The sequence below is a fragment of the Pontibacter liquoris genome (genome assembly GCF_022758235.1).
GTDB classification, from domain to species: domain Bacteria; phylum Bacteroidota; class Bacteroidia; order Cytophagales; family Hymenobacteraceae; genus Pontibacter; species Pontibacter liquoris.
This window is the reverse complement of record NZ_JALEBG010000001.1, coordinates 3,134,724-3,158,707: the sequence shown is the minus strand read 5'-3', so window position 1 is coordinate 3,158,707 and position 23,984 is coordinate 3,134,724. Positions and strand designations below refer to the sequence as shown.

General features: G+C 51.0%; 22 protein-coding genes. 15 read left to right on the top strand and 7 right to left on the bottom strand.

Going from position 1 to position 23,984, the window contains the following annotated elements; genetic code table 11:
- Positions 1-202: 202 nt before the first annotated feature.
- The 12 genes from murI to LWL52_RS13060 all read left to right on the top strand — a co-directional run bounded on the left by murI (position 203) and on the right by LWL52_RS13060 (position 14,516).
- A complete protein-coding gene (gene murI / locus LWL52_RS13115) occupies positions 203-1,018 on the top strand; it encodes a glutamate racemase (protein ID WP_242920518.1) in 816 nt (271 codons plus the stop codon).
- A 36-nt stretch (positions 1,019-1,054) separates the two neighbouring features.
- Positions 1,055-1,681, top strand: coding sequence for a hypothetical protein (locus LWL52_RS13110; protein ID WP_242920516.1), 627 nt, complete (start codon positions 1,055-1,057; stop codon positions 1,679-1,681).
- Positions 1,682-1,804: 123 nt separating this feature from the next.
- Positions 1,805-2,908: a complex I subunit 1/NuoH family protein gene (locus tag LWL52_RS13105; protein ID WP_242920514.1), complete on the top strand. Its 1,104-nt coding sequence runs from the start codon at positions 1,805-1,807 to the stop codon at positions 2,906-2,908.
- Positions 2,909-3,027: 119 nt separating this feature from the next.
- Positions 3,028-3,633, top strand: coding sequence for a NuoI/complex I 23 kDa subunit family protein (locus tag LWL52_RS13100; protein WP_242920512.1), 606 nt, complete (start codon positions 3,028-3,030; stop codon positions 3,631-3,633).
- Between the two features lie 15 nt (positions 3,634-3,648).
- Complete coding sequence (locus tag LWL52_RS13095; RefSeq protein WP_242920510.1) at positions 3,649-4,188, top strand: hypothetical protein; 540 nt, start codon at positions 3,649-3,651, stop codon at positions 4,186-4,188.
- 124 nt (positions 4,189-4,312) lie between these two features.
- Positions 4,313-4,825 (top strand): NADH-quinone oxidoreductase subunit J family protein, encoded by a 513-nt coding sequence (locus tag LWL52_RS13090; RefSeq protein ID WP_242920508.1) that lies wholly within the window; start codon positions 4,313-4,315, stop codon positions 4,823-4,825.
- A gap of 2 nt (positions 4,826-4,827) precedes the next feature.
- The gene (gene nuoK, locus LWL52_RS13085; protein ID WP_255749322.1) at positions 4,828-5,139 is read left to right on the top strand and encodes an NADH-quinone oxidoreductase subunit NuoK; all 312 of its coding nucleotides are present in this window, start codon (positions 4,828-4,830) and stop codon (positions 5,137-5,139) included.
- Positions 5,140-5,299: 160 nt separating this feature from the next.
- The gene (gene nuoL, locus LWL52_RS13080) at positions 5,300-7,471 is read left to right on the top strand and encodes an NADH-quinone oxidoreductase subunit L (RefSeq protein ID WP_242920506.1); all 2,172 of its coding nucleotides are present in this window, start codon (positions 5,300-5,302) and stop codon (positions 7,469-7,471) included.
- Between the two features lie 62 nt (positions 7,472-7,533).
- Positions 7,534-9,279 (top strand): complex I subunit 4 family protein, encoded by a 1,746-nt coding sequence (locus tag LWL52_RS13075; protein ID WP_437179347.1) that lies wholly within the window; start codon positions 7,534-7,536, stop codon positions 9,277-9,279.
- A gap of 213 nt (positions 9,280-9,492) precedes the next feature.
- Positions 9,493-10,998 carry an NADH-quinone oxidoreductase subunit N gene (locus LWL52_RS13070; protein WP_242920504.1) on the top strand — a complete coding sequence of 502 codons (1,506 nt, stop codon included), beginning with the start codon at positions 9,493-9,495 and terminating at the stop codon, positions 10,996-10,998.
- Between the two features lie 8 nt (positions 10,999-11,006).
- Positions 11,007-12,899 carry an amidophosphoribosyltransferase gene (locus LWL52_RS13065; protein WP_242920502.1) on the top strand — a complete coding sequence of 631 codons (1,893 nt, stop codon included), beginning with the start codon at positions 11,007-11,009 and terminating at the stop codon, positions 12,897-12,899.
- A gap of 306 nt (positions 12,900-13,205) precedes the next feature.
- On the top strand, positions 13,206-14,516 hold the full coding sequence (locus tag LWL52_RS13060; RefSeq protein WP_242920500.1) for a T9SS type A sorting domain-containing protein: 1,311 nt from the start codon (positions 13,206-13,208) through the stop codon (positions 14,514-14,516).
- A gap of 78 nt (positions 14,517-14,594) precedes the next feature.
- Here LWL52_RS13060 and LWL52_RS13055 read toward each other — a convergent pair whose 3' ends face one another.
- The 4 genes from LWL52_RS13055 to LWL52_RS13040 all read right to left on the bottom strand — a co-directional run bounded on the left by LWL52_RS13055 (position 14,595) and on the right by LWL52_RS13040 (position 17,073).
- Positions 14,595-14,921 (bottom strand): HesB/IscA family protein, encoded by a 327-nt coding sequence (locus LWL52_RS13055; protein WP_242920498.1) that lies wholly within the window; start codon positions 14,919-14,921, stop codon positions 14,595-14,597.
- Positions 14,922-14,932: 11 nt separating this feature from the next.
- On the bottom strand, positions 14,933-15,340 hold the full coding sequence (locus tag LWL52_RS13050; protein ID WP_242920496.1) for a hypothetical protein: 408 nt from the start codon (positions 15,338-15,340) through the stop codon (positions 14,933-14,935).
- Between the two features lie 12 nt (positions 15,341-15,352).
- Positions 15,353-15,766, bottom strand: coding sequence for a Fe-S cluster assembly scaffold IscU (gene iscU, locus LWL52_RS13045; RefSeq protein WP_242920494.1), 414 nt, complete (start codon positions 15,764-15,766; stop codon positions 15,353-15,355).
- A 92-nt stretch (positions 15,767-15,858) separates the two neighbouring features.
- Complete coding sequence (locus LWL52_RS13040; protein ID WP_242920492.1) at positions 15,859-17,073, bottom strand: IscS subfamily cysteine desulfurase; 1,215 nt, start codon at positions 17,071-17,073, stop codon at positions 15,859-15,861.
- 116 nt (positions 17,074-17,189) lie between these two features.
- Between LWL52_RS13040 and mce the strand changes: the two genes are divergently transcribed.
- From mce to LWL52_RS13025, 3 genes are all read left to right on the top strand, one after another.
- Positions 17,190-17,591, top strand: a complete 402-nt coding sequence (gene mce, locus LWL52_RS13035) for a methylmalonyl-CoA epimerase (protein ID WP_242920490.1) — start codon at positions 17,190-17,192, stop codon at positions 17,589-17,591.
- 83 nt (positions 17,592-17,674) lie between these two features.
- The gene (locus LWL52_RS13030; protein WP_242920488.1) at positions 17,675-18,247 is read left to right on the top strand and encodes an L-threonylcarbamoyladenylate synthase; all 573 of its coding nucleotides are present in this window, start codon (positions 17,675-17,677) and stop codon (positions 18,245-18,247) included.
- A 168-nt stretch (positions 18,248-18,415) separates the two neighbouring features.
- Entirely contained in the window at positions 18,416-19,858 is a 1,443-nt protein-coding gene (locus tag LWL52_RS13025) for a CCA tRNA nucleotidyltransferase (protein WP_242920486.1), read from the top strand.
- Between the two features lie 27 nt (positions 19,859-19,885).
- On the opposite strand, the gene LWL52_RS13020 is transcribed toward LWL52_RS13025, so the two are convergent.
- The 3 genes from LWL52_RS13020 to LWL52_RS13010 all read right to left on the bottom strand — a co-directional run bounded on the left by LWL52_RS13020 (position 19,886) and on the right by LWL52_RS13010 (position 23,938).
- Positions 19,886-20,755 (bottom strand): hypothetical protein, encoded by an 870-nt coding sequence (locus tag LWL52_RS13020; protein WP_242920484.1) that lies wholly within the window; start codon positions 20,753-20,755, stop codon positions 19,886-19,888.
- Between the two features lie 340 nt (positions 20,756-21,095).
- The gene (locus LWL52_RS13015; RefSeq protein WP_242920482.1) at positions 21,096-23,600 is read right to left on the bottom strand and encodes a PspC domain-containing protein; all 2,505 of its coding nucleotides are present in this window, start codon (positions 23,598-23,600) and stop codon (positions 21,096-21,098) included.
- 2 nt (positions 23,601-23,602) lie between these two features.
- Entirely contained in the window at positions 23,603-23,938 is a 336-nt protein-coding gene (locus LWL52_RS13010) for a PadR family transcriptional regulator (protein WP_242920480.1), read from the bottom strand.
- Positions 23,939-23,984: the final 46 nt, after the last annotated feature.

The window sequence follows — 23,984 nt, the reverse complement described above, 5'->3', positions numbered from 1 at the left end:
GGTCATTAAATATAAGTAATAGATTAAAAACAACAAATTATTTAACTAAAATAATATTAAGGGTAAAACAAGTATGAAAAAGTTATTTCAGAATTAAACTTTATAAGGCTGATTAAAATTCAACTGCCTGGCCAAAGCCGGGTAAAAGGATATTTAAATTAAGTGAATGAAGGTTATTCCCTTTTACATAACTTCGCTGCTGATGGTACAAGATTTAACATACCGGCCGATAGGCATTTTTGATAGCGGGATCGGGGGGCTTACCGTAGCCAAAGCGATCATGCATGTGCTGCCACATGAGCGCATCATTTACTTTGGCGACACAGCCCACCTGCCGTATGGCGATAAGTCGACAGCGGCTATACAGGCATACGCAGTTAAAATATGCGACCTGTTGATCCGGCAGCAGTGTAAGGTGATCCTGATTGCCTGTAACTCGGCCTCGGCGGCAGCTTATGAACTGGTGAAGGAGTATGTGGGCAGCAAGGCAAAGGTGCTCAACGTGATCGACCCCACGGTAAGTTACATCAGCCAAACTTATCCGGGGAAAACGATCGGGCTTATCGGCACCAAGCAGACGATCAACTCCAATGTATACAAAAAGAAGGTAGACGAGCTGGACAAAGAGATTACCCTGAAGTCGCTGGCGACACCGCTTCTGGCTGACATGATCGAAGAAGGCTTTTATAACGACTCTATTTCAGAGAGCGTCATCCATGCTTACCTCTCCAACCCTGAGCTTCAGCACATACAGGCGCTTATACTTGGCTGCACCCATTACCCACTTATTAAAAAGCAGATCGAAAAATACTACAAGGGGAATGTGGATGTGCTGGACGCCAGCCAGATTGTAGCCCAAAATGTAAAGGCCTTTCTGGAAGAACATCATTTGGCATCGGACAAACTGGTGGGCGATCACAAATTTTACGTTTCGGACTTTACCCGTTCCTTCGAGGAAAGTACCCGCATCTTCTTTAAACGCCAGGTGCACCTGGAGCATTACCCCTTGTGGGAGTAGTATGAGTTAGAAAGTTAGAGAGTTTGATGGGAAGCTATGAAATACAGCTATACGTTACTTTTATGTCTGTTCGCATTCTCTTGTAGCCAGGTACAGCAAGAAGAAAAGCTGGTTGAAATTCCGTTTACGCAGGATGATCTTACTCAAATCTATAGTTTAGCTTTCGACTCTTTGCTGGGGCCTTCTGAGAATTGGTTAGGTGCGGAGCCATTGATGGTGAACGATAGTATAGTTGTTGAAGTGATTTTTAATCATGAAGGCGGAACAGATACTTTTGGTAAGCAACTTCTATCTGAAGAAAGATACTATGGCAATGGTGATAAGCTTTTGAAAAAGTATAAGGGGTTTGACCTGGAGCAATTTAAATTGATTATTGCTGATAGTGCAGTAAAATGGCAAAAGTATAAAGGTTCGAACTGGGTTAAGTCTGTATACAAATACAAACCTCTGTTCATTAAAAAGCCAACCGGTTCTTATAATAGGAAGAAACCTTTAGCTGTAGTGAGTATGAAAAAGGTCTCATTTGATAAGGCTGCCAACTTTGCCATTATTGTAATTAGCTACTTTATAGGTCCGGATTGGGGAACCGAAAAAGCTTATTTTCTGAAGAAGGAAGATCATGTATGGAAAATAGTTGGGCAAAATCTCTTGTCAATTTCATAGGGAATGAAGTCGTTGACGGGATGAAATTATTTGACCTATAGGAACACGAGCATCTTCAAATCTCCTCATCTCCACATTTTCAAATGAAACCCCTACCTTTGCCTTAAACCAACCCACCCGCTTATGCTTGCTTTTGTGCTGACACTTGTACTCTTGCTCGGGATCGTGATCGTGCTGGCGTATGCGGAGCGGAAAGTGGCAGCTTTTATGCAGGACCGCCTGGGGCCAACCGAGGCCGGCCCGTATGGTTCGCTGCAAGCGGTGCTGGACGTGCTCAAGCTGCTCCAGAAAGAAGACATTGTGCCCGCCGCTGCCGATAAAAATCTTTTCAAACTTGCCCCTGTACTTATCTTCGCCGCTGTTTTCGCGGGCTTTGCCGTCATCCCGTTCACGCCTTCGCTGGTGCCGGCCGGTATTGGCATTGGCGTATTTTATTTGCTTGCCATAATCTCGCTCGATGTGGTGGGCTTGCTAATGGCGGGCTGGGGTTCTAATAACAAGTATGCCATGCTGGGCGCGATGCGCTCGGTGGCCCAGATCGTGTCGTATGAGGTACCGGCGGGGCTGGCCATACTTTCGGCGGTGATGATCTGCCAGTCGCTGGATTTCCAGGAGATCAGTTACCAGCAGGGGGCGCTCATAAACCAATTTCCGGGGCAGGAATATGAAATGAACTGGCTCTTTGGCATCAAAGCCCTGGGTATAAACACCACCTTGGTTGGCGGCATCACGACCTGGAACATTTTCCGGGCACCCTTGCTGCTGGTTTCGTTTGTGATCTACTTTATTGCCTCGCTGGCCGAGAGCAACCGCGCGCCTTTCGATATTCCGGAGGCAGAATCGGAGTTGGTAGCAGGATTTCACGTAGAATACTCGGGCTTCCGGTTTGCCGTGCTGTTTCTGGCTGAGTATAGTATGATGGTGCTGGTAAGCCTGGTAGCCGTTGTGCTTTTCCTGGGTAGCTGGAATACGCCGCTGCCGAACATTGGCCCTGTGAGCCTGGCTTACTGGACCTCGGGCACGGTAGGGGAATGGTCAAGTATACTTTGGGGCGGCTTCTGGCTGCTGAGCAAAACCTTTGTGCTGCTGTTTCTGCAGCTGCAGATCCGCTGGACGTATCCGCGCCTGCGCGTGGACCAGCTCATGCACCTGTGCTGGAAAGTGCTCACGCCCCTGGCGCTGGCTGTCGTGTTAGGTGCCGGCATCTGGCGGCTGTTAATGGTTTGATTTTAGACGTAAGACATTAGACATAAGACGCAAGACATACGATAATAGTATTCCTCACATCGGAGGGGAGATAGGGTTATAAGAAAGTCTTATGTCCTGTGTCTTGTGTCAAACTAAGTATGGAGCAAAAAGCCATAAAACATACATCCGGATTCTGGTTTGCAATCAAGTCGCTGCTGAGCGGGCTTGCTCTGACGTGGCGCCATTTCCGGAAAGCCCGTAACCGACGCACTCCCGAGTATGTGACGGACGATAACTACTTTAAGCAGCCCGATGGACTAGTGACACTAACCTACCCGTACGAGGCTCTGCCTGTTCCGGATAACGGCCGCTACCGCCTGCACAACGAGATAGACGATTGCATTGTATGCGACCTCTGCGCCAAGATCTGTCCGGTAAACTGCATTACCATCGAGTCTGTGAAAGCGACGGAAGAGATTGGCACCACGTCCGACGGGACTAAAAAGCGCCTGTATGCGCCTGTATTCGATATCGACCTGGCGCAATGCTGCTACTGTGGCTTGTGCACCACCGTGTGCCCTACTGACTGCCTGACTATGACGCCGGTGTATGATTTTGCGGAAGTAGACATCAAAAACATGGTTTACCACTTTACCGACCTCACGCCGGAACAGGCCGAAGAAAAGAAGCAGCTGCTGGCCAGGCAGCAGGAAGAAATGGCGGCTGCCAAAGCTGTGGCACTGGCAGCAAGAAAACAGGGGTGATAGATTCTTAAAATTATGCCTCTAAATCATACATCAAAATTCTCAGAGCTAACAGATGCACAATTTTGTCTAATAGGTAAAATTGTAGTTGAATTTTCTAATATAGAGTATTTACTAGGAGAGATTTTAGGGAGATTGTTACTGACACCACCATTCCTAAGCTTAACATTTACAGAAAGCTTTACAGCAAATAAACTACAAGATGCAATTTCAAATGCATTAGATCTTCATGCCAGAAGATACAAGTATAAGCTTATATCAAAGGAGGTAGTAGATAGAATTAAGTCTATAAATAGCAGAGTTAAAGGTGCCAGGGGAAAAAGAAATCAATTTGCACATTTTTGCTGGATGAGATCAACCGATGATGAGCTATTTGGAGTCAAATTTTCAGGTCGAATACCAATCACTGACCAGAAGAATAAGGATAGTCTTAAAGTAACAATAAGGCAGCTTGATTTTCTATACAAAGAATGCTACTCAATTGTAGAAGAATTATCAAAGATAGCGGGTGAATTGCCTATTAGTGAGGAAAGTAGCCTATTTAAAGATATTTGATTAGTGGCTCTTTTGATTACTGATATACTGATAACGCTGCAGCAGTAATTATTGATAATTGCTATAAGGGCTCAGGCAGACGCTATCGCCAGAAGACGAACAATTAATAACTAACAACACAACCGTGCTTTTCTACCTCTTTGCCATACTAGCCGTCGTTTCAGGAGCCTACATGGTGCTGACGCGTAACCTGCTGTATGCCGGTTTTTCGCTGCTGATCACGCTGCTAAGTATAGCCGGCATTTACGTGCTGCTGTTCGCCGATTTTATTGCCGTTACCCAACTGATGGTGTATGTGGGCGGGGTGCTGGTGCTTATCCTTTTCGGCATCATGCTCAGCAGCCGGGTGCGGGATAAGTCGGTGCGCTCTGAGAACGGCAATATTGTTTGGGGAGGGCTGGTGTCCGGACTTATACTTGTGGGCTTGAGTTATGCGATCCGGAGGGCAAACATCAGTTCGCTACCGTGGCTGCAAACAACCGAGATGGATGTGCTGGGCAACCAGAAAAGTACCGTTCAAACTATAGGCATCAAGCTGATGACCGATGTAGTGCTGCCTTTTGAACTGGCTTCCCTGCTGCTGCTGATCGCACTGATGGGGGCCGCGTACATTGCCACCGATAAACCCAAAGTATAAGTATGGAACAGATTCCGCTGGAACATATTCTTTTACTGAGCGCTGTGATTTTCAGCCTCGGCATCCTGGCCGTGATCACCAAACGCCATGCCGTGGTAGTGCTGATGGGTATTGAGCTGATCTTTAATGCCGCTAACCTCAACCTGGTAGCGTTTAGCCGTTACGACCCGTCGCTGATGCAGGGGCAACTGTTTGCCTTGTTCGTGATTGTGGTGGCCGCCGCCGAAGCTGCCGTGGCGCTGGCCATTGTGCTGCGCGTGTACCAGTATTTTAAAACCGCCAACCTGAGCGAGATTGCCACTGTGGATAAGTAGCAAGTAGCAGATCAAACCACTCCTGTCCCGCCTTATCCGAGGAGGAGCAGGGTGGACCCACACCAGCGCAATCAAAGCCAAAACTATAGGTATTAAATTTAGCCAATATACGTACCTTTGGGGCGCCGAAAAGGCAATCACCTGAAACCGACGCGATACTTTGGAGCTGACCTCACTTTTAAAGCCTCTGGCCGCTACCTCTCAGACGGATCTTGCGTTGGTGGTGCTATTGCTGCCGCTGTTGGCTTTTATGCTGCTGTTCTTCTTCGGTAAGCGCCTCCCGCGCCAGGGCGACTGGCTGGCCATTGGCCTATCAGCAATAACGCTTGCGTTGTCAGTCTGGTTGTTTACGCAAACCTGGCATACCGCTACTTTTCATACCCGCACCACCTGGTTCAGCCTTCCCGGTGGAACGATGGCCCCCTTCACTGCAGGCATCCTGCTCGACAACCTCACCGTGCTGATGCTGGTGCTGGTTACTTTCATTTCCACGCTGGTGCAGCTCTTTTCGGTGGGCTACATGCACGGCGGCAAAGGCTACAGCCGCTACTTTGCTTACCTGGGCCTTTTTACGTTCAGCATGCTGGGCATTGTGCTGGTCGATAACCTGCTGCTGCTTTTCATGTTCTGGGAACTGGTAGGCTTCTCCTCGTACCTGCTTATCGGCTTCTGGTTCGAGAGGCCGGCAGCGGTAGCGGCGAATAAAAAAGCTTTTCTGGTGAACAGGGTAGGAGATATGGGGCTGCTGCTGGGGCTGTTTGCTTTTTATACTTTCTTCCGCACCTTCGACCTGGAAGCGCTGCGTACCCTGGTGAGCAGCGGCAGCTGGCTACAGGGCGAGTTTACTGTTTCCTATACTTTACACGGCCATGCCTGGCTGGTGGAAGCCAGTCCGCTGTTCCTGACGCTGGCCGGCCTGGGACTTTTTATGGGCTGCGTGGGCAAGTCGGCACAGTTTCCGTTGCAGGTGTGGCTGCCCGATGCCATGCAGGGCCCTACACCGGTTTCCTCGCTCATCCATGCGGCAACCATGGTAGCGGCAGGCGTATACCTGCTGGCACGCTGCTACGCTTTTTTTACCCCGGTTGCCCTAACCGTTATAGCGGTTGTGGGCGCTACCACAGCCCTGATCGGTGCTATCGCCGCGCTCACGCAATACGACATCAAAGCCGTACTGGCCTTTTCGACTATTTCGCAGCTTGGGTATATGGTAATGGGTATGGGCACAGGCGGGCACGATGCAGCGCTTTTTCATCTTACCACCCATGCTTTTTTTAAAGCAGCGCTCTTTCTCAATGCCGGTATCATTATCCATGCTATGCACCGGGGCATGCACCACCTGTCACTTACAGAAAACCTGGACCCGCAGGACATCCGCAACATGGGTGGCCTGCGCAAGGTAATGCCGCTCACATTTTATACGTATCTGCTGGCGGCGGCGGCGCTGGCCGGGCTTCCGCTGTTTTCGGGCTTCCTTTCTAAAGATGCCATCCTGGCGGGCAGCTGGGCGTGGGCACAAACCATGGGCGGCGGTTTATACTTTATAGTGCCGATCATCGGGTTTACGGTGGTGCTGCTCACAGCTTTTTACATGGCCCGGCACCTATGGTTCATTTTCTTTGGCAGCTTCCGGGCGCCTTTTGCGGTGCAGGCGCTCCGGCTTTCAGTGGGGCAGGAGGTAGAACGGGTAATGGCCCTGCCTGTCCTTTTGCTCGGCGCCTTATCGCTGGGGATCTTCTTTTCCCTTAACCCGCTTAGCTTCAGCAGCAGCTGGCTGCTGCAGGGCATAAGCCTGGAGGCCCTGACCACGCACAGCACCTTACTGGCTGAAAACCTGGTGCAGGCGGTGAGCGCCCGCGACGAGGCAAATCATACCCTGCATATTGTATTCGGCGTTCTGTCGGCGTTGTTGGCCCTGGCAGGTATCGGCATTGCCGTCAGCAGGTATAAAAACAAGCCGGCCGGCATGCTGCAGCACAGCCGCCCACACGGCGCGCTTGGCAATTTATCCTACCAGCAGCTATACTTTAACCAGGTATACCAGCGGGCTTTTGTACGGCCGGCGTTGTTGCTGGCCCGGGGCCTGTACCGGGTAGATAAGCGCGTGATCGATTATACCCTGAACTATGGCAGCAAATGGCTGGTGGTTTTTGCTAAAATAATGGCCTGGTTCGACCGCCTGGTAGTGGATGGCTTGGTGTGGCTGGTGGCAGCGCTCTCGCGGTTGGTAGGCGGGCTGGGCCGCAACCTGCAAAATGGCAAAGTGCAGAGCTACTATGCTTATTCTCTTTTCGGATTTATTTTGATTATACTATACATCGTCCTGTTTTGATGTTAATTTCGCAGGAAGCACAAAATAGAAACTTCTAACTCGTAACTCAGAATTCAGAACTCTTGACTGATTTTATACTTAGCAGCCTTATTTTTACGCCTTTGCTGGCCGCACTTGTGGTGCTGGTGTTGCCCATGCGCCTGCAACTGCCCATAAAAGCGGCGGCGCTGCTGGGTGCGCTGGCGCAGCTGGTGCTGGCTGTATTTTTATACTTCCGCTTTGATGGCGCGGCCTTAGCAAACGGGCAGCAGGGTTACCAGTTTGCGGAGAAGCTCCACTGGATCGGGTTTTCGCTTGGTACGCTGGGGCGGTTTCAGATCGATTATTTTGTGGGCGTGGATGGCATCAGCATCAGCATGGTGCTGCTCACAGGTATTGTTGGCGTGATCGGCGTTATCTCGTCCTGGAACATCAAAAAGAACATCAAAGGATATTTTCTGCTTTACCTGCTGCTGCTTACCAGCGTGATGGGCTGCTTTCTGGCGCTCGATTTCTTTTTGTTCTATCTCTTCTTTGAGTTCATGCTGCTGCCCATGTATTTCCTGATCGGCATCTGGGGCGGGCCAAAGCGTGAATATGCAGCCATCAAGTTCTTCATTTATACCCTGGTGGGCTCGCTGCTCATCCTGATCGTGATGATCGGGCTTTATACTTCGGTGATCGATCCGGTAGCTACCGCTACGCAACTAGGGCTGTTGCAGAAAGGCGTTGCTTCTGCAGATGCCATCAGGCAGGTGCAGCAGCTCCTGCAGCAAAATGCGATCAGCAGCGCCGACCTGGTGCGCACCTTCAGCATTCCGGCCATGATGGAGCCGGCCAACTTTATACCGGATAGTTTGCTGCATGTATTGTCGGGCGTACAGCTTTGGCACCTGCCGATCCGGTTTATCGCGTTCCTGCTGCTGTTTGCCGGCTTTGCCATCAAAGTGCCGTCGGTGCCGGTGCATACCTGGCTGCCCGATGCGCACGTGGAGGCGCCAACGCCCATTTCGGTGTTGCTGGCAGCCATACTTTTGAAAGTGGGCGGCTATGGCCTGATCCGGATCGTGTACCCGGTTTTTCCGGATGCGGGCGCTTACTTCGCCATACTTGTCGGGGGCCTGGGGGTGTTGTCCATCATCTATGGTGCCCTGAATGCGCTGGCCATGAACGACCTCAAAAAGCTGATCGCCTACTCGTCGGTGTCGCACATGGGTTTTGTGTTGCTGGGGCTTGCCTCGCTTACCACCGAGGGCGTGAACGGGGCTGTTTACATGATGTTCAGCCACGGCATTATTTCGGCCATGCTGTTCCTGCTGGTAGGGGTGATCTATGACCGAGCTCATAACCGGGCTATCCAGAACTTTCGGGGCCTTGCCCGGGTGATGCCGGCTTATACTACCTTTGTGGTGATCGCCTTTTTTGCGTCGCTGGGGTTGCCGGGTTTTTCGGGTTTCATTTCCGAATTACTGGTGCTGATGGGCGGCTTTAGTGCGCCGGAAGCTAACGGCCTGTTGCCGCGCTGGCTTACGGTTGTAGCCGTGTTAGGCCTGCTGCTGGCAGCGGCCTACTACCTGTGGGCCTTGCAGCGCATGTTCTTTGGCAAGTTTTGGATCTTTCCGGAGCTTCGGCAGAAAGCAAAGATTACGGACCTCAGTTTCAGGGAATACCTGATGCTGGTGCCGCTTGCCTTGCTGGCCCTGCTCTTTGGCATTTTCCCAAATCTGCTCCTCAATAAGATCAGTGTGGCCGTGAACGGGATAACAGAACTGGTGCTGCAAAACGGGCAGGAGCAGCTGCATATGGTGCTGTCAACTTTGGTTAAATAACCAAAGAGCACTTCAAAAAGGCTCTTTCGGATTTGCAATCCGAAAGTATCGCTGGCGCGGATTTGTAATCCGTCTTGCAACAGCAGTAGCTAATGCATGTCAAGCGGACAGCAATTCCGCCTTTACCATAGTAACGGATTATAAATCCGGAGCAGCACAAGGGAGTAGTAATTGCTCCTGAAAGCTGAAATTTATACTTGCATAAACGAATACGTGAACGAACAGGCAGCTACTTTATCCCAGACCATTGATGCCATCAGCGCGGGGGCCGGCACGCTGCTGCCCGAGTTGCTGCTGACTTTTTTCTTCCTGCTGCTGGTTATCCTCGGCCTGTTCCGCTCGCCTGTGCTGCGGCCCATGCTGCCCTGGCTTGCCCTTTCGGGCCTGTTTGCAGCGTTGCTGGTGCAGTTATACGGCGGGTATACGGCAGGTAACAGTACTTTTCTGAACCTGCTGCGCGCCGATGGGCTGGCACAGTATGGCGGCGTGCTTTTTTGTGCAGCCGGTATTTTTACGGTGTTGCTCTCGCTGCAGAACCGGGCGCTGGAGCAGCTCCAACAGGGGCGCGGCGAATATTATGCCCTCATCCTGCTGCTGGTGATGGGCCTACACCTGATGGCCAAATCCGTGAACCTGCTGATGGTGTTCCTGGCCATCGAGATCGTTTCTATCGCCTCCTACATCTTGACGCTTACTTTAAAAGAAGAAAAACGGGCTGTAGAGGCCGGTCTGAAGTATGTGCTGTACGGAACGCTGTCGGCTGGTGTGATGCTGTACGGCATGTCGTTCTTTTACGGGCTGACGGGCAACCTGCAGTATACATCCGAAAGCTTTGGGCTGGCGCTATTGCAGGCCGACACGCTGCTGGTAACCGTAGCGGCTATACTTGTGTTTGCCGGCTTTTTCTTTAAGATATCGGCTGCGCCGTTTCATTTCTGGGCGCCTGATGTATACCAGGGGGCGCCTATGCCGGTGGTGGCCTTGTTTTCTACAGGCCCTAAGATGGCCGGCATCCTGGTGATCCTGCGGTTTTTGCAGGCCTTTGCCGATCCGCTGGCCTTTGCCGATGTGCAGCTTTTCCTGGGTATTGCGGCCATGGTCACGTTGCTGGTGGGCAACCTGACGGCCTTGTGGCAGCAAACGCCCCGGCGCCTGCTGGCTTATTCCTCGGTGTCCCATGCAGGTTTTCTGCTGATGGGGCTGCTGGCGCTGGGCACGCCCTATACCGCAAGCGTGCTTTTTTACCTGACGGTGTTGCTGTTCATGAACTTCGGCATCTTCCTTTTCCTGCAGCTCTCGGAGGATGAATTCGGTGTAAATAAACTGGCAGATTTTGCCGGGCTTGGCCGCGCTTATCCGCTGCTGGGTGTGCTGGCGCTGGTGTTTGTGCTCTCGCTTACGGGGCTGCCGCCGCTGGCAGGGTTTGTAGGCAAGCTGCTTATTTTCAGTCATGTATGGGAGGCGTATACCGTAAGCGGCAATACCCTGCTGCTGGTGTTGCTGGTAGCGGGCGTGCTGCTTACGGGCGTAGCCTTATTTTACTATATCAAGATACCGTTCTACCTTTTCTTTAAAAGGAATCAAACTGAAGAAAATTTAGTTATTTCACTGTCTAGTATATTGCTGCTGGTATTGTTTGCCCTGCCGCTGCTGGTTTTGTTTTTTAAGCCCGACCTGCTGCTGACCTGGATTGAACAATTGCTGGCCCAGACATTATAACAGCATCCATGAGCGACTCAATTAAGCACGAATGTGGGATTGCCTTAATCAGGCTCCGGAAACCGATCAGCTATTACACAGAGAAATATGGCACGCCCATGTACGGCATCAACAAGCTGTACCTGCTCATGCAGAAGCAGCATAACCGGGGCCAGGACGGTGCGGGTGTTGCCAGCATAAAGATCGATGCCCTGCCCGGCATCGATTATATCAGCCGCTTCCGTTCGGTAAAAACCCGCGCCATCGACAGCATCTTTGGCAAGATCGGGGAGGAGTTCAAAAAGCTCCGTGAGCGCAACCCCGAATATGCACAGGACACGACCTGGATCTGGCAAAACATGCCGTTTCTGGGCGATGTATACCTGGGCCACCTGCGCTACGGCACCCACGGCGTAAACACCGTGGACAACTGCCACCCGATGGTGCGTGAAAACAACTGGCGCAGCCGCAGCCTGGCCGTGGCCGGTAACTTTAACATGACCAACGTGGACGAGCAGTTTCAGAAACTGATCGAACTGGGGCAGCACCCCAAGCATAAAACCGATACCACCACGGTGCTCGAGAAGATCGGCCACTTCCTTGATGAAGAAAACCAGAACCTCTTCGATTCTTACAAAGAAGATTTTACGAACAAGGAGATCACCAGCCTGATAGAAGAGAACCTGGATCTGCAGCGTGTGCTGAAGCGTGCCTGTAAAGATTTTGATGGTGGTTATGCCATGGCAGGCCTTACCGGCTACGGTGCCTCGTTTGTGGTGCGTGATCCGAACGGCATCCGCCCGGCTTATTACTATGTGGATGACGAAGTGGTGGTGATTGCCTCTGAGAAGCCGGCTATCAAAACGGCTTTTGATGTGGAGTACAGCGCTATCAAGGAAATCACCCCGGGGCATGCTCTGATCGTGGACAAAGCCGGCACACCAGCGCTGGTGGAAGTGATCGCCCCGCGCCAGAAACTCTCCTGTAGCTTTGAGCGCATCTATTTCTCCCGTGGCAATGACCCCGAGATATATGAGGAGCGCAAGAACATGGGCCGCCTACTTTGCCCGCAGATACTGGAAGCCATTGATTACGATCTCAAAAATACGGTGTTCTCTTATATCCCGAACACGGCCGAATCGTCGTGGCTGGGCATGATGAAGGGCATTGAAGATTACCTGCGCGGATATCGGAAGCAGGCTATCCTGAACCAGGACCTGACCGAAGAGCAGCTCGATGACATTCTGCAGTTCAAGCCACGTGCCGAAAAACTGGTGATCAAAGACGTAAAGCTGCGCACCTTTATCACCGATAACGACAGCCGCGATGACCTGGTGACGCACGTATACGATACCACTTACGAGGTAGTGAAGAAAGGTATTGATACGCTGGTGGTGCTGGATGACTCGATCGTGCGCGGCACGACGCTGGAGAAAAGCATTATCAAGATGCTCGATAAGCTGGAGCCTAAAAAGATTATCATCGTTTCCTGCGCGCCGCAGATTCGCTACCCCGACTGCTATGGTATCGACATGTCGCGCATGAAAGAGTTTGTGGCCTTCAGAGCGCTGCTTGGCTTGCTGAGCGACCGTGGATTGTCTAATAAAGTAGACGACGTGTATGACAAGTGCCTGGCGGCAGCAGGAACGCCGGCTTTCCAGCAAACCAACTTTGTGCAGGAACTATACGATCTGTTCACGCATTACGAGCTAGCCGATAAAGTGGCAGAGATCGTGAAAGCGCCCGAAGTAGCTGCCGACGTGCAGGTAATTTACCAGACCATAGAAGACCTTCACCAGGCTTGCCCTAACCACAAAGGCGACTGGTACTTTACAGGCAATTACCCGACACCGGGCGGAACCGGCGTTGTGAACCGTGCCTTTATGAACTTCATCGAAAATAAGGTAGGAAGAGCCTACTAAGTTATACTTCCTTCAAGTACCATAAGCGCCTGCCCATACTTCATGGGCAGGCGCTTTTTATTTATGGTTTCTCGGTAAGTATAGAAGTATAAGCAAGGGCTTGAAAGAGCGTATAAAGCTGAAGTAAAGTATAATGCGAGGGTAATCTCGTATAGGGAAGTTGTATGAAATAATTGTACTATATTATTGAATAATTTAAGTATGATTTGAACTTAAGCCTTAGATGTGGAGTTGCATCAGGTATAACTGCAAATATAAATAGTATAGGTTCTATTTGATAGGCTGCTAGTTAGGTCCTCCACATTTATGAAAACACATTGTAAGCGTGCCAGGCTGGTTTTCTCCTGCCTTCTGTTCTTTATTGTTTTAATTGTACTGGTTTTGCCCGGCAAGGCTGCTGCCCAGGTAAGTATGGGGCGTGATTTGCTGGAATACCACCAGAATTTTGATGAGCTGCCACGTACCGATACGGCCATCTGGGCAAGCGGTACTGCTTACCTGCCGGGCTGGTACGTGCAGCGCAGCATAGCTGGAACTGCCCTTATTGCCAACCCCGGTACTAGTAACTCGGGCGGCCTGTATAGTTATGGAGCTACCAACGGAGCCGACAGAGCGTTAGGCTCTATCAGCTCCCTGAAACTGGGCGAATTTGCCTGGGGGCTGCTGCTGCAGAATAATACCGGCGATACCATCCGCTCCCTGGACGTGAGCTTTTATGGCGAGCAGTGGCGTATCTCCAACAAAACAGCGGGGCAGCATCAGATCGCTTTCTTTTATGCGGTCAGCAACGATTATACTTCCTTTAACTTAGCGCCCGGAGCCGATAAGAAATGGACACCTTACCCGGAGCTTGATTTTAAAGGCCCTAAATTTTATATGGCCGGTGGTGCTTTGAACGGCAATGCGCCTGCAAACCGGCGGCTGATGGCGGCCAGCATTCCGGTTACTATCCCGGCAGGGGCTTACGTGATGCTGCGCTGGAAAGACGCCGACGAACTGGAGGCAGATCACGGCCTGGCCATCGACGATTTTACGCTACGATGGACGATAAGCGAGGACCAGCCGATTACGGTGCTACCCGTGGAACTGGTCCGTTTTACTGCCCATGCCCGCGGCAACAGGGTAGAGGTAGCCTGGCAAACAGCCTCGGAAGAAGCAAATGATCATTTTACAGTGCAGCGTAGCGCAGATGGGAAAACATTTTCAGAAGTAGGAAAGGTATATGGCCACGGAACCACCTCGCAGGTCAGCCACTATACCTTTACCGATGAGCAACCGCTATCCGGCACCTCTTTTTACCGGTTAAAGCAAGTGGATGAAGATGGCAGCGCTACCTATTCCGGCATCGTCTCGGTTAGCAGCGCAGCCGCCACAAGTATAGCCAGTGTTTATCCCACCATTACCTCGCAGTTCCTTTCTGTAGAGTGGAGTGGGCAACAGCCTTTGCAGCAGGCGCTGATCCTGGACATGCGGGGGAAGCAAGTATGGCAGCAAAAGATTTCTGGCGCTGATGGGCTGCAGGAACTAGATGTGAGCAGCCTGCGCAGCGGCACCTACGTGCTGGTGCTGCTCGATGGAACCGGGCAACGGAGCACCAGCCGTTTTCTAAAAAAGTAAGTAAGGCAGGAATAAAAAAGCAAGAAGGGCCAGCTACTTGTAGCTGGCCCTTCTGCTCTGTATAAGCTGCTGTTATCGTTACACTGAAAAGCTATCGCCGCAACCGCAGGTACGGGAAGCGTTGGGGTTGTTAAAGTAAAAGCCTTTGCCGTTCAGGCCATCGGAGAAGTCAAGTTCAGTGCCGGCCAGGTATAAAAAGCTTTTCATATCTACCACCACTTTCACACCTTTGTCTTCAAACTCCTGGTCCATGGGCTTCACTTCGTCATCAAAGTCCAGCTTATAGCTCAGGCCGGAGCATCCGCCGCCAGCCACCGAAGCGCGCAAACGAAACGTATCGTCGAGCTGCGCATCGTGCTTCAGCTTTACAACTTTCTCTTTTGCTTTATCTGATACAGTAATCATAATGGTATAAGTTAGGAGACCGGATTCAATACAACACTAAAAACGGTGATAGTGTTCATGTCGCGGCCAAAGTATAATTTATCAAGTGCCTCATACATATTACGTGCCCGGAAATAGGAAGTGTTCAGCTCCTTGTCGTCGCGCGAGATCCATTGCACGGTATACGAGCTCTCCTTGTCGCGGTAGTTCTGCACATACTCCAGCATTTTGCGGAGGGCATCTACCCGGTCATACCCTGTTTCGGAATGGAACAGGAACGACTGGTGATGGCGCGGATTTACCGTGATCAGGTCAAGGCGTACCTTTTTTTCTATTTCTCTGAACTCAAAAAGCAGACTGCCCCCGCTTATACCTAAGTGGTGTTCAATCTGCTTCTGAAGGCGTGCACGCTCTACGTGCAACTCCGTAGTTGACTCCATCGAGCCGGGCGCTTAGTGGTGAGACTTCGGCAGCTCCAGTTCCGGAAGGCCGTTCTTCACTCTGTAGTCGTTAATAGCAGACTTGATTGCATCTTCGGCCAGCACAGAGCAGTGAATTTTTACCGGCGGCAAGGCCAACTCTTCCACGATGTCCATGTTGTCGATAGTCAGGGCCTCATCAACCGATTTGCCTTTGAGCCACTCAGTCGCTAGCGAAGAAGAAGCAATAGCAGAACCACAACCAAAGGTTTTGAACTTGGCATCGGTGATAATCTGGTTTTCATCTACTTCGATCTGCAGGCGCATCACGTCACCACACTCCGGTGCTCCCACCAGGCCGGTACCTACGTTGTTTTTTGCCTTGTCAAGCGTTCCCACGTTACGCGGGTTGTTATAATGGTCAATTACTTTATCTGAATAAGCCATAGCTTTGTTTAATTACGAATTACTAATAACTAAATATGAAATGAATCAGAACCACGAATAATTATTAATTCGTAATTCTTAATTCATCATTATTAATGTTCTGCCCACTCAATAGAGTTCAGGTCAATGCCTTCTTTAAACATTTCCCAAAGCGGCGACATCTCACGCAGTTTGGCTACCGCCTCTTTCACGTGACCGATGGCGTAGTCGATCTCCTCATCTGTGGTGAAGCGGCTCAGTCCGAAACGCAGCGAAGAGTGCGCCAGGTCATCGCTCAGGCCCAGGGCCTTCAGCACATAAGAAGGCTCCAACGAAGCAGATGTACAGGCCGAACCGGAAGATACGGCCAGGTCTTTCACGCCCATCATCAGGCCTTCGCCTTCCACATACTTAAAAGAAATGTTAGACACATGCGGCAAACGGTGCTCTACAGAACCATTCACATACGATTCCTCGATGGTCAGCAACTCACGCTCCAGGCGGTCGCGCATGGCAGCGATACGGGCTGTATCAGAAGCCATGTCCTGCTTTGCCAGTTCGGCTGCTTTGCCTAAGCCTACAATACCGGGCACGTTCAGGGTGCCGGAACGCATACCACGTTCGTGACCGCCGCCGTCCATCTGGGCCGTTACTTTTACACGCGGGTTTTTACGACGCACGTATAAAGCACCTACGCCTTTAGGGCCATACATTTTGTGCGCCGAGAAAGCCATCAGGTCAATGCCGTCTGCTTCCACATCCACCGGAATTTTGCCTACGGCCTGTGTGCCGTCTGTAAAGAACAGCACCCCGTGCTTTTTAGCAATAGCCGAGATCTCGCGAACAGGCTGTATAACGCCTACTTCGTTGTTGGCATACATCAGCGAGATAAGGATGGTTTTGTCGGTGATGGCTTCTTCCAGTTGCTTGAGGTCAATCAGGCCTTTGGCGTCAACAGGCAGGTAGGTTACCTTGCCACCCAGCTTTTCGATGTGCTTGCAGGTATCCAGCACCGCCTTGTGCTCGGTAGTAGCCGTAATAATATGGTTACCTTTAGAGGCATACATTTCAAACACACCTTTAATAGCCAGGTTGTCTGATTCGGTAGCACCCGAGGTAAAAATGATTTCTTTTGGAGAACAATTGATCAGTGCAGCGATCTGGTCGCGGGCATAATCAACGGCTTCTTCTGCCTGCCAGCCGAAGGCATGGTTACGAGAGGCAGCATTTCCAAACATTTTGGTCATGTACGGAAGCATCGCATCCAATACGCGTGGGTCCAGTGGCGTAGTGGCGTTATTATCCAGGTATATAGGTAGTGTTAGCATAGCGCTATTCTTTATCGCTTTAAGTCCTGTTTTAGTAACAGTCTGTATAAATGATTAGTTTTGAATCGCTGCAAAATTACAAAAAAAAGGTTACTTAGACTAATTACAAATTAAAAATGCTACATATAGAACATATCGGAATAGCGGTGAAAGATTTTAGCCAGGCAAATGGCTTATACTTCCAGCTGCTGGGCGTGGAGCCTTATAAAACAGAACACGTCGCCTCGGAGAATGTAAACACCTCGTTCTTTAAAGTGGGCACCACTAAAATAGAATTGCTGGAAGGCACCACCCCCGATAGCGCTATCTCTAAGTTTATAGCCAAACGGGGCGAAGGCATCCATCACATCGCTTTTGAAGTAGAAGATATTATAGCGGAGATGGACCGCCTGAAGCAGGAAGGCTTTACGCTGCTGAACGAAACACCCAAAAAAGGAGCCGACAACAAGCTGGTGTGCTTTGTGCACCCTAAAAGCGCGAACGGCGTGCTAATAGAGCTGACGCAGGAGATAAGATAAATTGTTGGTTGTTTATAGTTGATTGTTGTTCGAAATAATCAACTATAAACAACCAACAATTAGCAATCTAACAATTAAAGAAAATGAGCCAGTTTTTAAAAGAGATACAGGCTGCTGAAGAAGAGTTGATTTTAGGCAACGTGATCCTTTACCCCACCGATACGGTATGGGGGCTGGGCTGCGATGCGGAAAATGCCGCTGCGGTCCGGAAGATATATGAGATCAAGCAACGGCCCGAGTCCAAAACCATGATTGTGCTGGTGGCCGATACTGACATGCTGCAGCGTTATGTGGAGGAGGTGCCTGCCAATTTTGAAACCTTGCTCTCCCAGCAGGAGCGGCCCACCACCTATGTGTTTTCAGGCGCGCAGAACCTGCCACGGGAGGTAATTGCCGAAGACGGTACCGTAGCGATCCGGGTGACCACTGATGAATTCTGCCACCGGCTGATCCGCCAGATCGGCCGGCCGATCATCTCGACCTCTGCCAACGAAAGCGGTAAACCCACCGCAGCTTCGTTTTCGGATGTTTCTGATAATATAAAGCAGCAGGTAGATTTTGTGGTAGGCTGGCGGCAGGAGGAAAAAATAGAAGCAAAGCCTTCCCGTATCATTAAAATAGGGCCTGACGGCAAACAGACAGTACTGCGGGATTGAATTTTGACAAAAGACGTTTGCTTAAATATCTTGCCTGATCTTGGGGGATAGGTGTTGCGTAATAGCCTGTTGTCCCTTGTCTTTTGTCAATAATTCCTTTGTCTTGAAATAATGCCTTATTTTTGCACCTCAGGCGGCGCTAAAGTAGCCTTAGGTTTGATTTTAAAGATGGAGAAAGTACAATTACCCGAGCACCCGATCTTTGCTATTGTAGCTGAAGCTGCTGCCGAACTGGGAGTAGACGCTTATGTGATCGGCGGGTTCGTCCGCGACCTGGTGCTCAGGCGACCTTCCAAAGATATTGATGTGGTTTGTGTGGGCGATGGCATTGCGCTGGCAAGTATGGTAGCCGCCAAACTGCCCAACAAGCCCAAGGTAACAGTTTTTAAGAATTTCGGAACAGCCATGCTGCGGGCCGGCGCGTGGGAAGTGGAGTTTGTGGGGGCCCGTAAAGAATCGTACCGCGAGCATACGCGTAAACCCGACGTGGCGCAAGGCACGCTGGACGATGACCTGAAACGCCGCGATTTCACCATCAATGCACTGGCGATCAGCCTGAATGAACGCAACTATGGCGCGCTGATCGATGAATTTGACGGCCTCCGGGACATGAAGCGTAAGATCATCCGCACGCCGCTGGAGCCCAATATCACCTTTTCAGACGATCCCCTGCGCATGATGCGTGCGATCCGGTTTGCCTCCCAGCTGGGCTTTGATATCGATCCGGATACGTTCGATGCCATTACGGACAACAAAGAGCGCATTAAAATTGTGTCGCAGGAGCGGGTGACGGACGAACTGAATAAAATCATACTTTCGCCTACTCCCAGCTATGGCTTCAAGCTGCTGTTCGTGTCCGGGCTGTTGCACCTCATCTTCCCCAAAATGGTCGAGCTGCAGGGGGTGGAAACGATCAATGGCAACTCGCACAAAGATAATTTTTATCATACGCTGCAGGTGCTCGATAATGTAGCCGAAGTGTCGGATGACCTGTGGTTGCGCTGGTCGGCTATCCTGCACGATATTGCCAAGCCCGATACCAAGCGCTATTCTCCCAAAGTGGGCTGGACGTTTCATGGCCACGAAGACCGCGGCGCCCGCATGGTGCCCAAGCTGTTTGCCGGCCTCAAACTACCGCTAAACGAGCACATGAAGTTTGTGCAGAAACTGGTGCGCCTGCACCTGCGGCCCATTGCGCTGGTAAAAGATACGGTAACCGACTCGGCTATCCGCAGGCTTTTATTTGAGGCAGGCGATGATGTGGAAGCGCTGATGGCCCTTTGCCGCGCCGATATCACATCTAAAAACGATAGCAAAGTAAAGCGCTACCTGCAGAACTTCGACAAGGTGCAGAAGCGCCTGGTAGAGGTGGAGGAAAGCGACAAGCTGCGCAACTTCCAGCCCGTGATCACGGGCGAGGTGATTATGGATACCTTCGGGCTGAAGCCTTCTAAAACCGTGGGTGAACTGAAGGAGATCCTGACGGAAGCCATCCTGGAGGGCACCGTAAAAAACGAGTTTGCCGAAGCCTATGCTTTTCTGCTGCAGAAAGGGCAGGAGTTGGGATTAACAAGCGTGAAGCACCTGTCGCCCACTGAAAAAGGAGAATAGCTCCCTGCCTTTTCCACGTTATGGTTGTTATTGCAGCGCACACCGGATAGCCTGCGCCTGCATCGGCACGTGGTTACGGCCCACAACCGCCAGTACCTTTTCGCCTCGTAACACGGCATTTGTCAGGAGCCGGTACATGTGTAAGTTCCGAAACTCGCTGCTGCGGCTGTTTATTTCGTTCGTGAATTTGCCGCCTGTTTCCGCGCTGTTTTTGAGCGGATCGAACCATGCTGCAGGAGCCTGCCACCACTCGCTTGGCGCTGCCCAATATTTCTTAAAAGCAGGTTGCAGGAAAGCTGTGTCAGGCAGCACGCCTGCTAAAGCGGGAATTAACTGATTAACTTTTGGCAGTAGCTGAGAGACTGCCTCTTTTATTTGTTCTTTGTCCATGCCTTTCCTGTCCCGCAGCCTGCTGGCTTCCCTAAGTATATAAAACAGCTTGATTTGCTCTAGTGTGAATTTCCCAAGCGACAACAGGTATTCTGCTTCCTCCTGAGGCCCTGGTTCTAGTGTGCGCGTTTTAATGCCACTAGCTTTGGCCAGGTACCGCACAAAACCTGATTCACCGAACTTTTCAATTGTTTCGGTTTCTGATGCTGCAATCCCCCGGTCAGGTCCTTCAAAAAATGCGATCGTTGGTTTCTGTGTTTCCCAGGCCTGCTTTATATGCTGAAACTGGCAATCTGTGGCATCATCTGAATGAGTAACGCCAATGTACTGCAGGTTTCCGCCGCTTTTAGCTGTGATGTGTAGCGACCAGGCTGTCGTCGGAGTTTCCTTCCAGTGCAGGTAAGAGATTAGCTTTTCTTCGCAGAGGGCAGGGTCTTGATCCTGTGCCTGGGTTGGAGCACAATAGGCTAGCAGGGCACTCGCACTCGTTAGAACAGTCATTAGCATGTTTTTTAGCATTGTTTTATTTCTTTTAGGAGCATATGAACCAGATGACAGCAGGTGCGTGAGCCAGGTAAAATGCTAAAGGTCAGGTTTAAAATAGCCAATAAAATACCGGCAGGGCTTGCACCTCTTTTAGCAATGCTAAGAAGGAGCCTGACCCTGCCGGTATGAAACAAACAACAAACTATTCAGGGAAATAACTGCGTCAGAATCGCAGGAGGTAACGATCGTTTTATTTTGTACTAATGGAGGCGGTTGTTGGAAGCGGGCTGAAGTATAACACGATATTTCAGCCCGCTCCGGTATTATACATTGATAGAACCGAAGTATAAAAATGGGGTAACTACAGGCGCTCTACTTTGCTGGCGCCATTGGCGTTGATGCGGGTGTCAGTGGGGTTGCCTTTATACTTGATCTGGCTGGCCCCTGAAGCTTCGGCCCGAAGTGTGGCCGAAGCGTACACTTTGGCAACAGTCATCCCATCAGCATCAATATCTACCTGGCGGGCACGCAGCTGGTCTGCCTCTATGCTGCAGGCGCCGGCCGCGTTTACATCAAAAGAGTCGGTGGTGCCCATAAACTTACTGGCAGAGGCACCGGCAATGTCTGCTTTTAAGGTGCGGGTGCGCACGTTAAAGGCGGCCTTCGTAGCGCCGGTCAGGCTTACCTCCAGGTTGCTGCTGGTAATACCGTTTACATCAGCTTTTATTGCGCCACTCAGGTCAATTTTGGTTATGTCCGGAGCGGTGATCTGGATCAGGATCGGCTCAGTGTCGCTCAGCAGGTTGATGGTTCTGTCCTGGTAGTTGATCACCAACTCATCGCCATTCTGCTCCATTTCTACGCGCTTGAGCTCTTTCTGGCCGGCACGCACCTGCACACTGTAGTTGTTGCCCTGGGTTAGCTGCACGTGGTAAGGACCTGCCACCGAAATGTGGTTAAAGTTACTGAAGTTGTAGCGCTGGGAGTTGCTGTTATACTCATTCAAGTCCCGCAGCACGCTTTCGCCTTCGCCAAAAGCAGCCACATCTATGTCACCAATGTTGCTATCGGCTTCGGTATCCAGCGTGTCGGTGGCGCAGGTGAGGCATTCGAGCATGTCGCCTTTCACCTGCCAGAGGTTGCGGGCTATCTTCTCGTTGCTGTACTCACGGTCAAAGGTAGCGCTGGGTAGCATGTAGATAAACTCGTTGGTAAGGCGCAGCTTCTTGTTTTTGGGCAGCATGAGTTTAATTTCCAGGTTCTGGTCGCGGAAAGCGGCGCCAGGCTTAAACTCGTAGCTGTTATCGAACCGCAGCACAGAGTCTTTCTGCACCACCCGGTAGCTAACCATACGGGCGTTTGCCTGGGCTTCGTGCTCGGTTCTGCCTTTGGCCTCTACGGTTTGGATGATCTCAACATTATCACCTTCTGCTTCCCGCACATCCACATACACGCGGTCGTATTCGGTGTCCAGGTCGTAGGCATCCAGGGTAAGGGTCTGGTAGTTGCCCACGGGCACGGTTTTGGTCGTGGTCACCTCGCCTGAGCGTTTAAAGTTTGCAGCATACGTTACACTGGTTGCGATCAGGACGAACACACCTACCAGCCACAGCCCAAACATCGACCAGCCTACAAAAGGACGCACAAAGAATCGTTTCGCCAGCAAACCTATAGCCAGGAAAACAAGGAAGATCAGCGGAATAATACCTACAAAGAAACCTGCCACCAGTCCGAGCCGGGGAAAGCCCTCCAGAAACACGGAGGCCGGATAATCGCCGAAAGAAATACTCTGAGGTTCAGCAATCCACCCTAAGGTATAAAACAGGGTCATCAGCAGGGCAATGGTCAGGCCAATAGAGAGCACCAGCAAAAACACACCGGCACCAATGCGGATCAGCGTGATCAGGAAGCCAAGTATAGGGCCAAAAGCGTTGCCCAGCCAGTGAATGATCTGCGAAACCAGGCGCACCGGCAGCAGAATCACGCGGGCCAGGGTAGTTTCCTCGCCGTTATGGTCTTTCATGTCCAGGTTGTCTTTCAGCGTTTTTTCAATGCCGGCCAGTGTTACCGGGTCGCCCTGCATCTGCATGCGCTCGGTAAGCGTTACGGCCTGGGGCACTGCTATCCAGAGCACAATGTAGGCTAGCAGGCCAAAGCCGCCGGCAAAAATCAGGGCCAGGAACAGAATGCGGATCACGGCCACATCTACACCGAAATACTTGGCAATACCACTGGCCACACCGGCAAGTTTCTTGTCTTCAGGGTCGCGGAAGAGCTTTTTAACAGTAGTATCTGGCAGCGCAGCGCTGGCTGGCATGGCAATCCAAAGGATAATGTAGAGGACAAAGCCAAAGCCGGAGGCGCCGTGGGTAAAGGGGATGCCGAGCACCAGCAGGGCAAACGCCAGCCTGATCCAGACCATGTCCACGTTCAGGTAGTTGGCAATGCCGGAGCAAACGCCGCCCAGTACTTTGTGGTTAATGTCGCGGTAAAGTTTTTTAGGGCCTGCGTAAGGAGCAGAAGTATACGCTTCGGCTTCAGGACCGGCGCCGGGCGCCTGTGTAGCAGCACTCATGTAAGGCATTTCCTCTTCCATGGGCTCCAGTATCTCAAAGTCGGTCACATCACCCATGCGGGCAATCAGGTACTGCACGTCCTCCATAGAGATAACCTGCTTGCCGGGGGCCAGGCGGGCTGCAAAGATCTCGGCAATGCGCGACTCGATATCCGCTACAATTTCCTCGTGCCCTTCATAATTCGAAAAGTATGTTCTGATAGAGGTCAGGTACCGGCTAAGCTGCTCATATCCATCCTCTTCGATGTGGAAGATGATGCCTTGTAAGTTAATGCTTATGTTCTTTTTCATGATTACTTAGCTTTCTTGTTTAGGATAAATTCAGTGGAGTCAACTAGTTCCCGCCAGGTTTCCCGGAGCTGTTCCAGAAATTCGCTGCCCGTATCAGTGAGTTTATAATACTTGCGTGGTGGACCGGAGGAAGACTCTACCCAGTTGTATTCGAGAAGCGACGCGTTCTTGAGGCGGGTGAGCAGGGGGTAGAGCGTACCCTCCACAACAATCATTTTGGCTGCTGTTAGCTCTTCCAACATATCGGACGCATATACTTCACCACGAGAGATAATCTCCAGGATGCAGAATTCCAGAATTCCCTTCCGCATCTGCACTTGTGTGTTTTCTACTTTCATGATGATTCCGTTAGATGTTGAGGCAAATATAATATAAGGTACTATG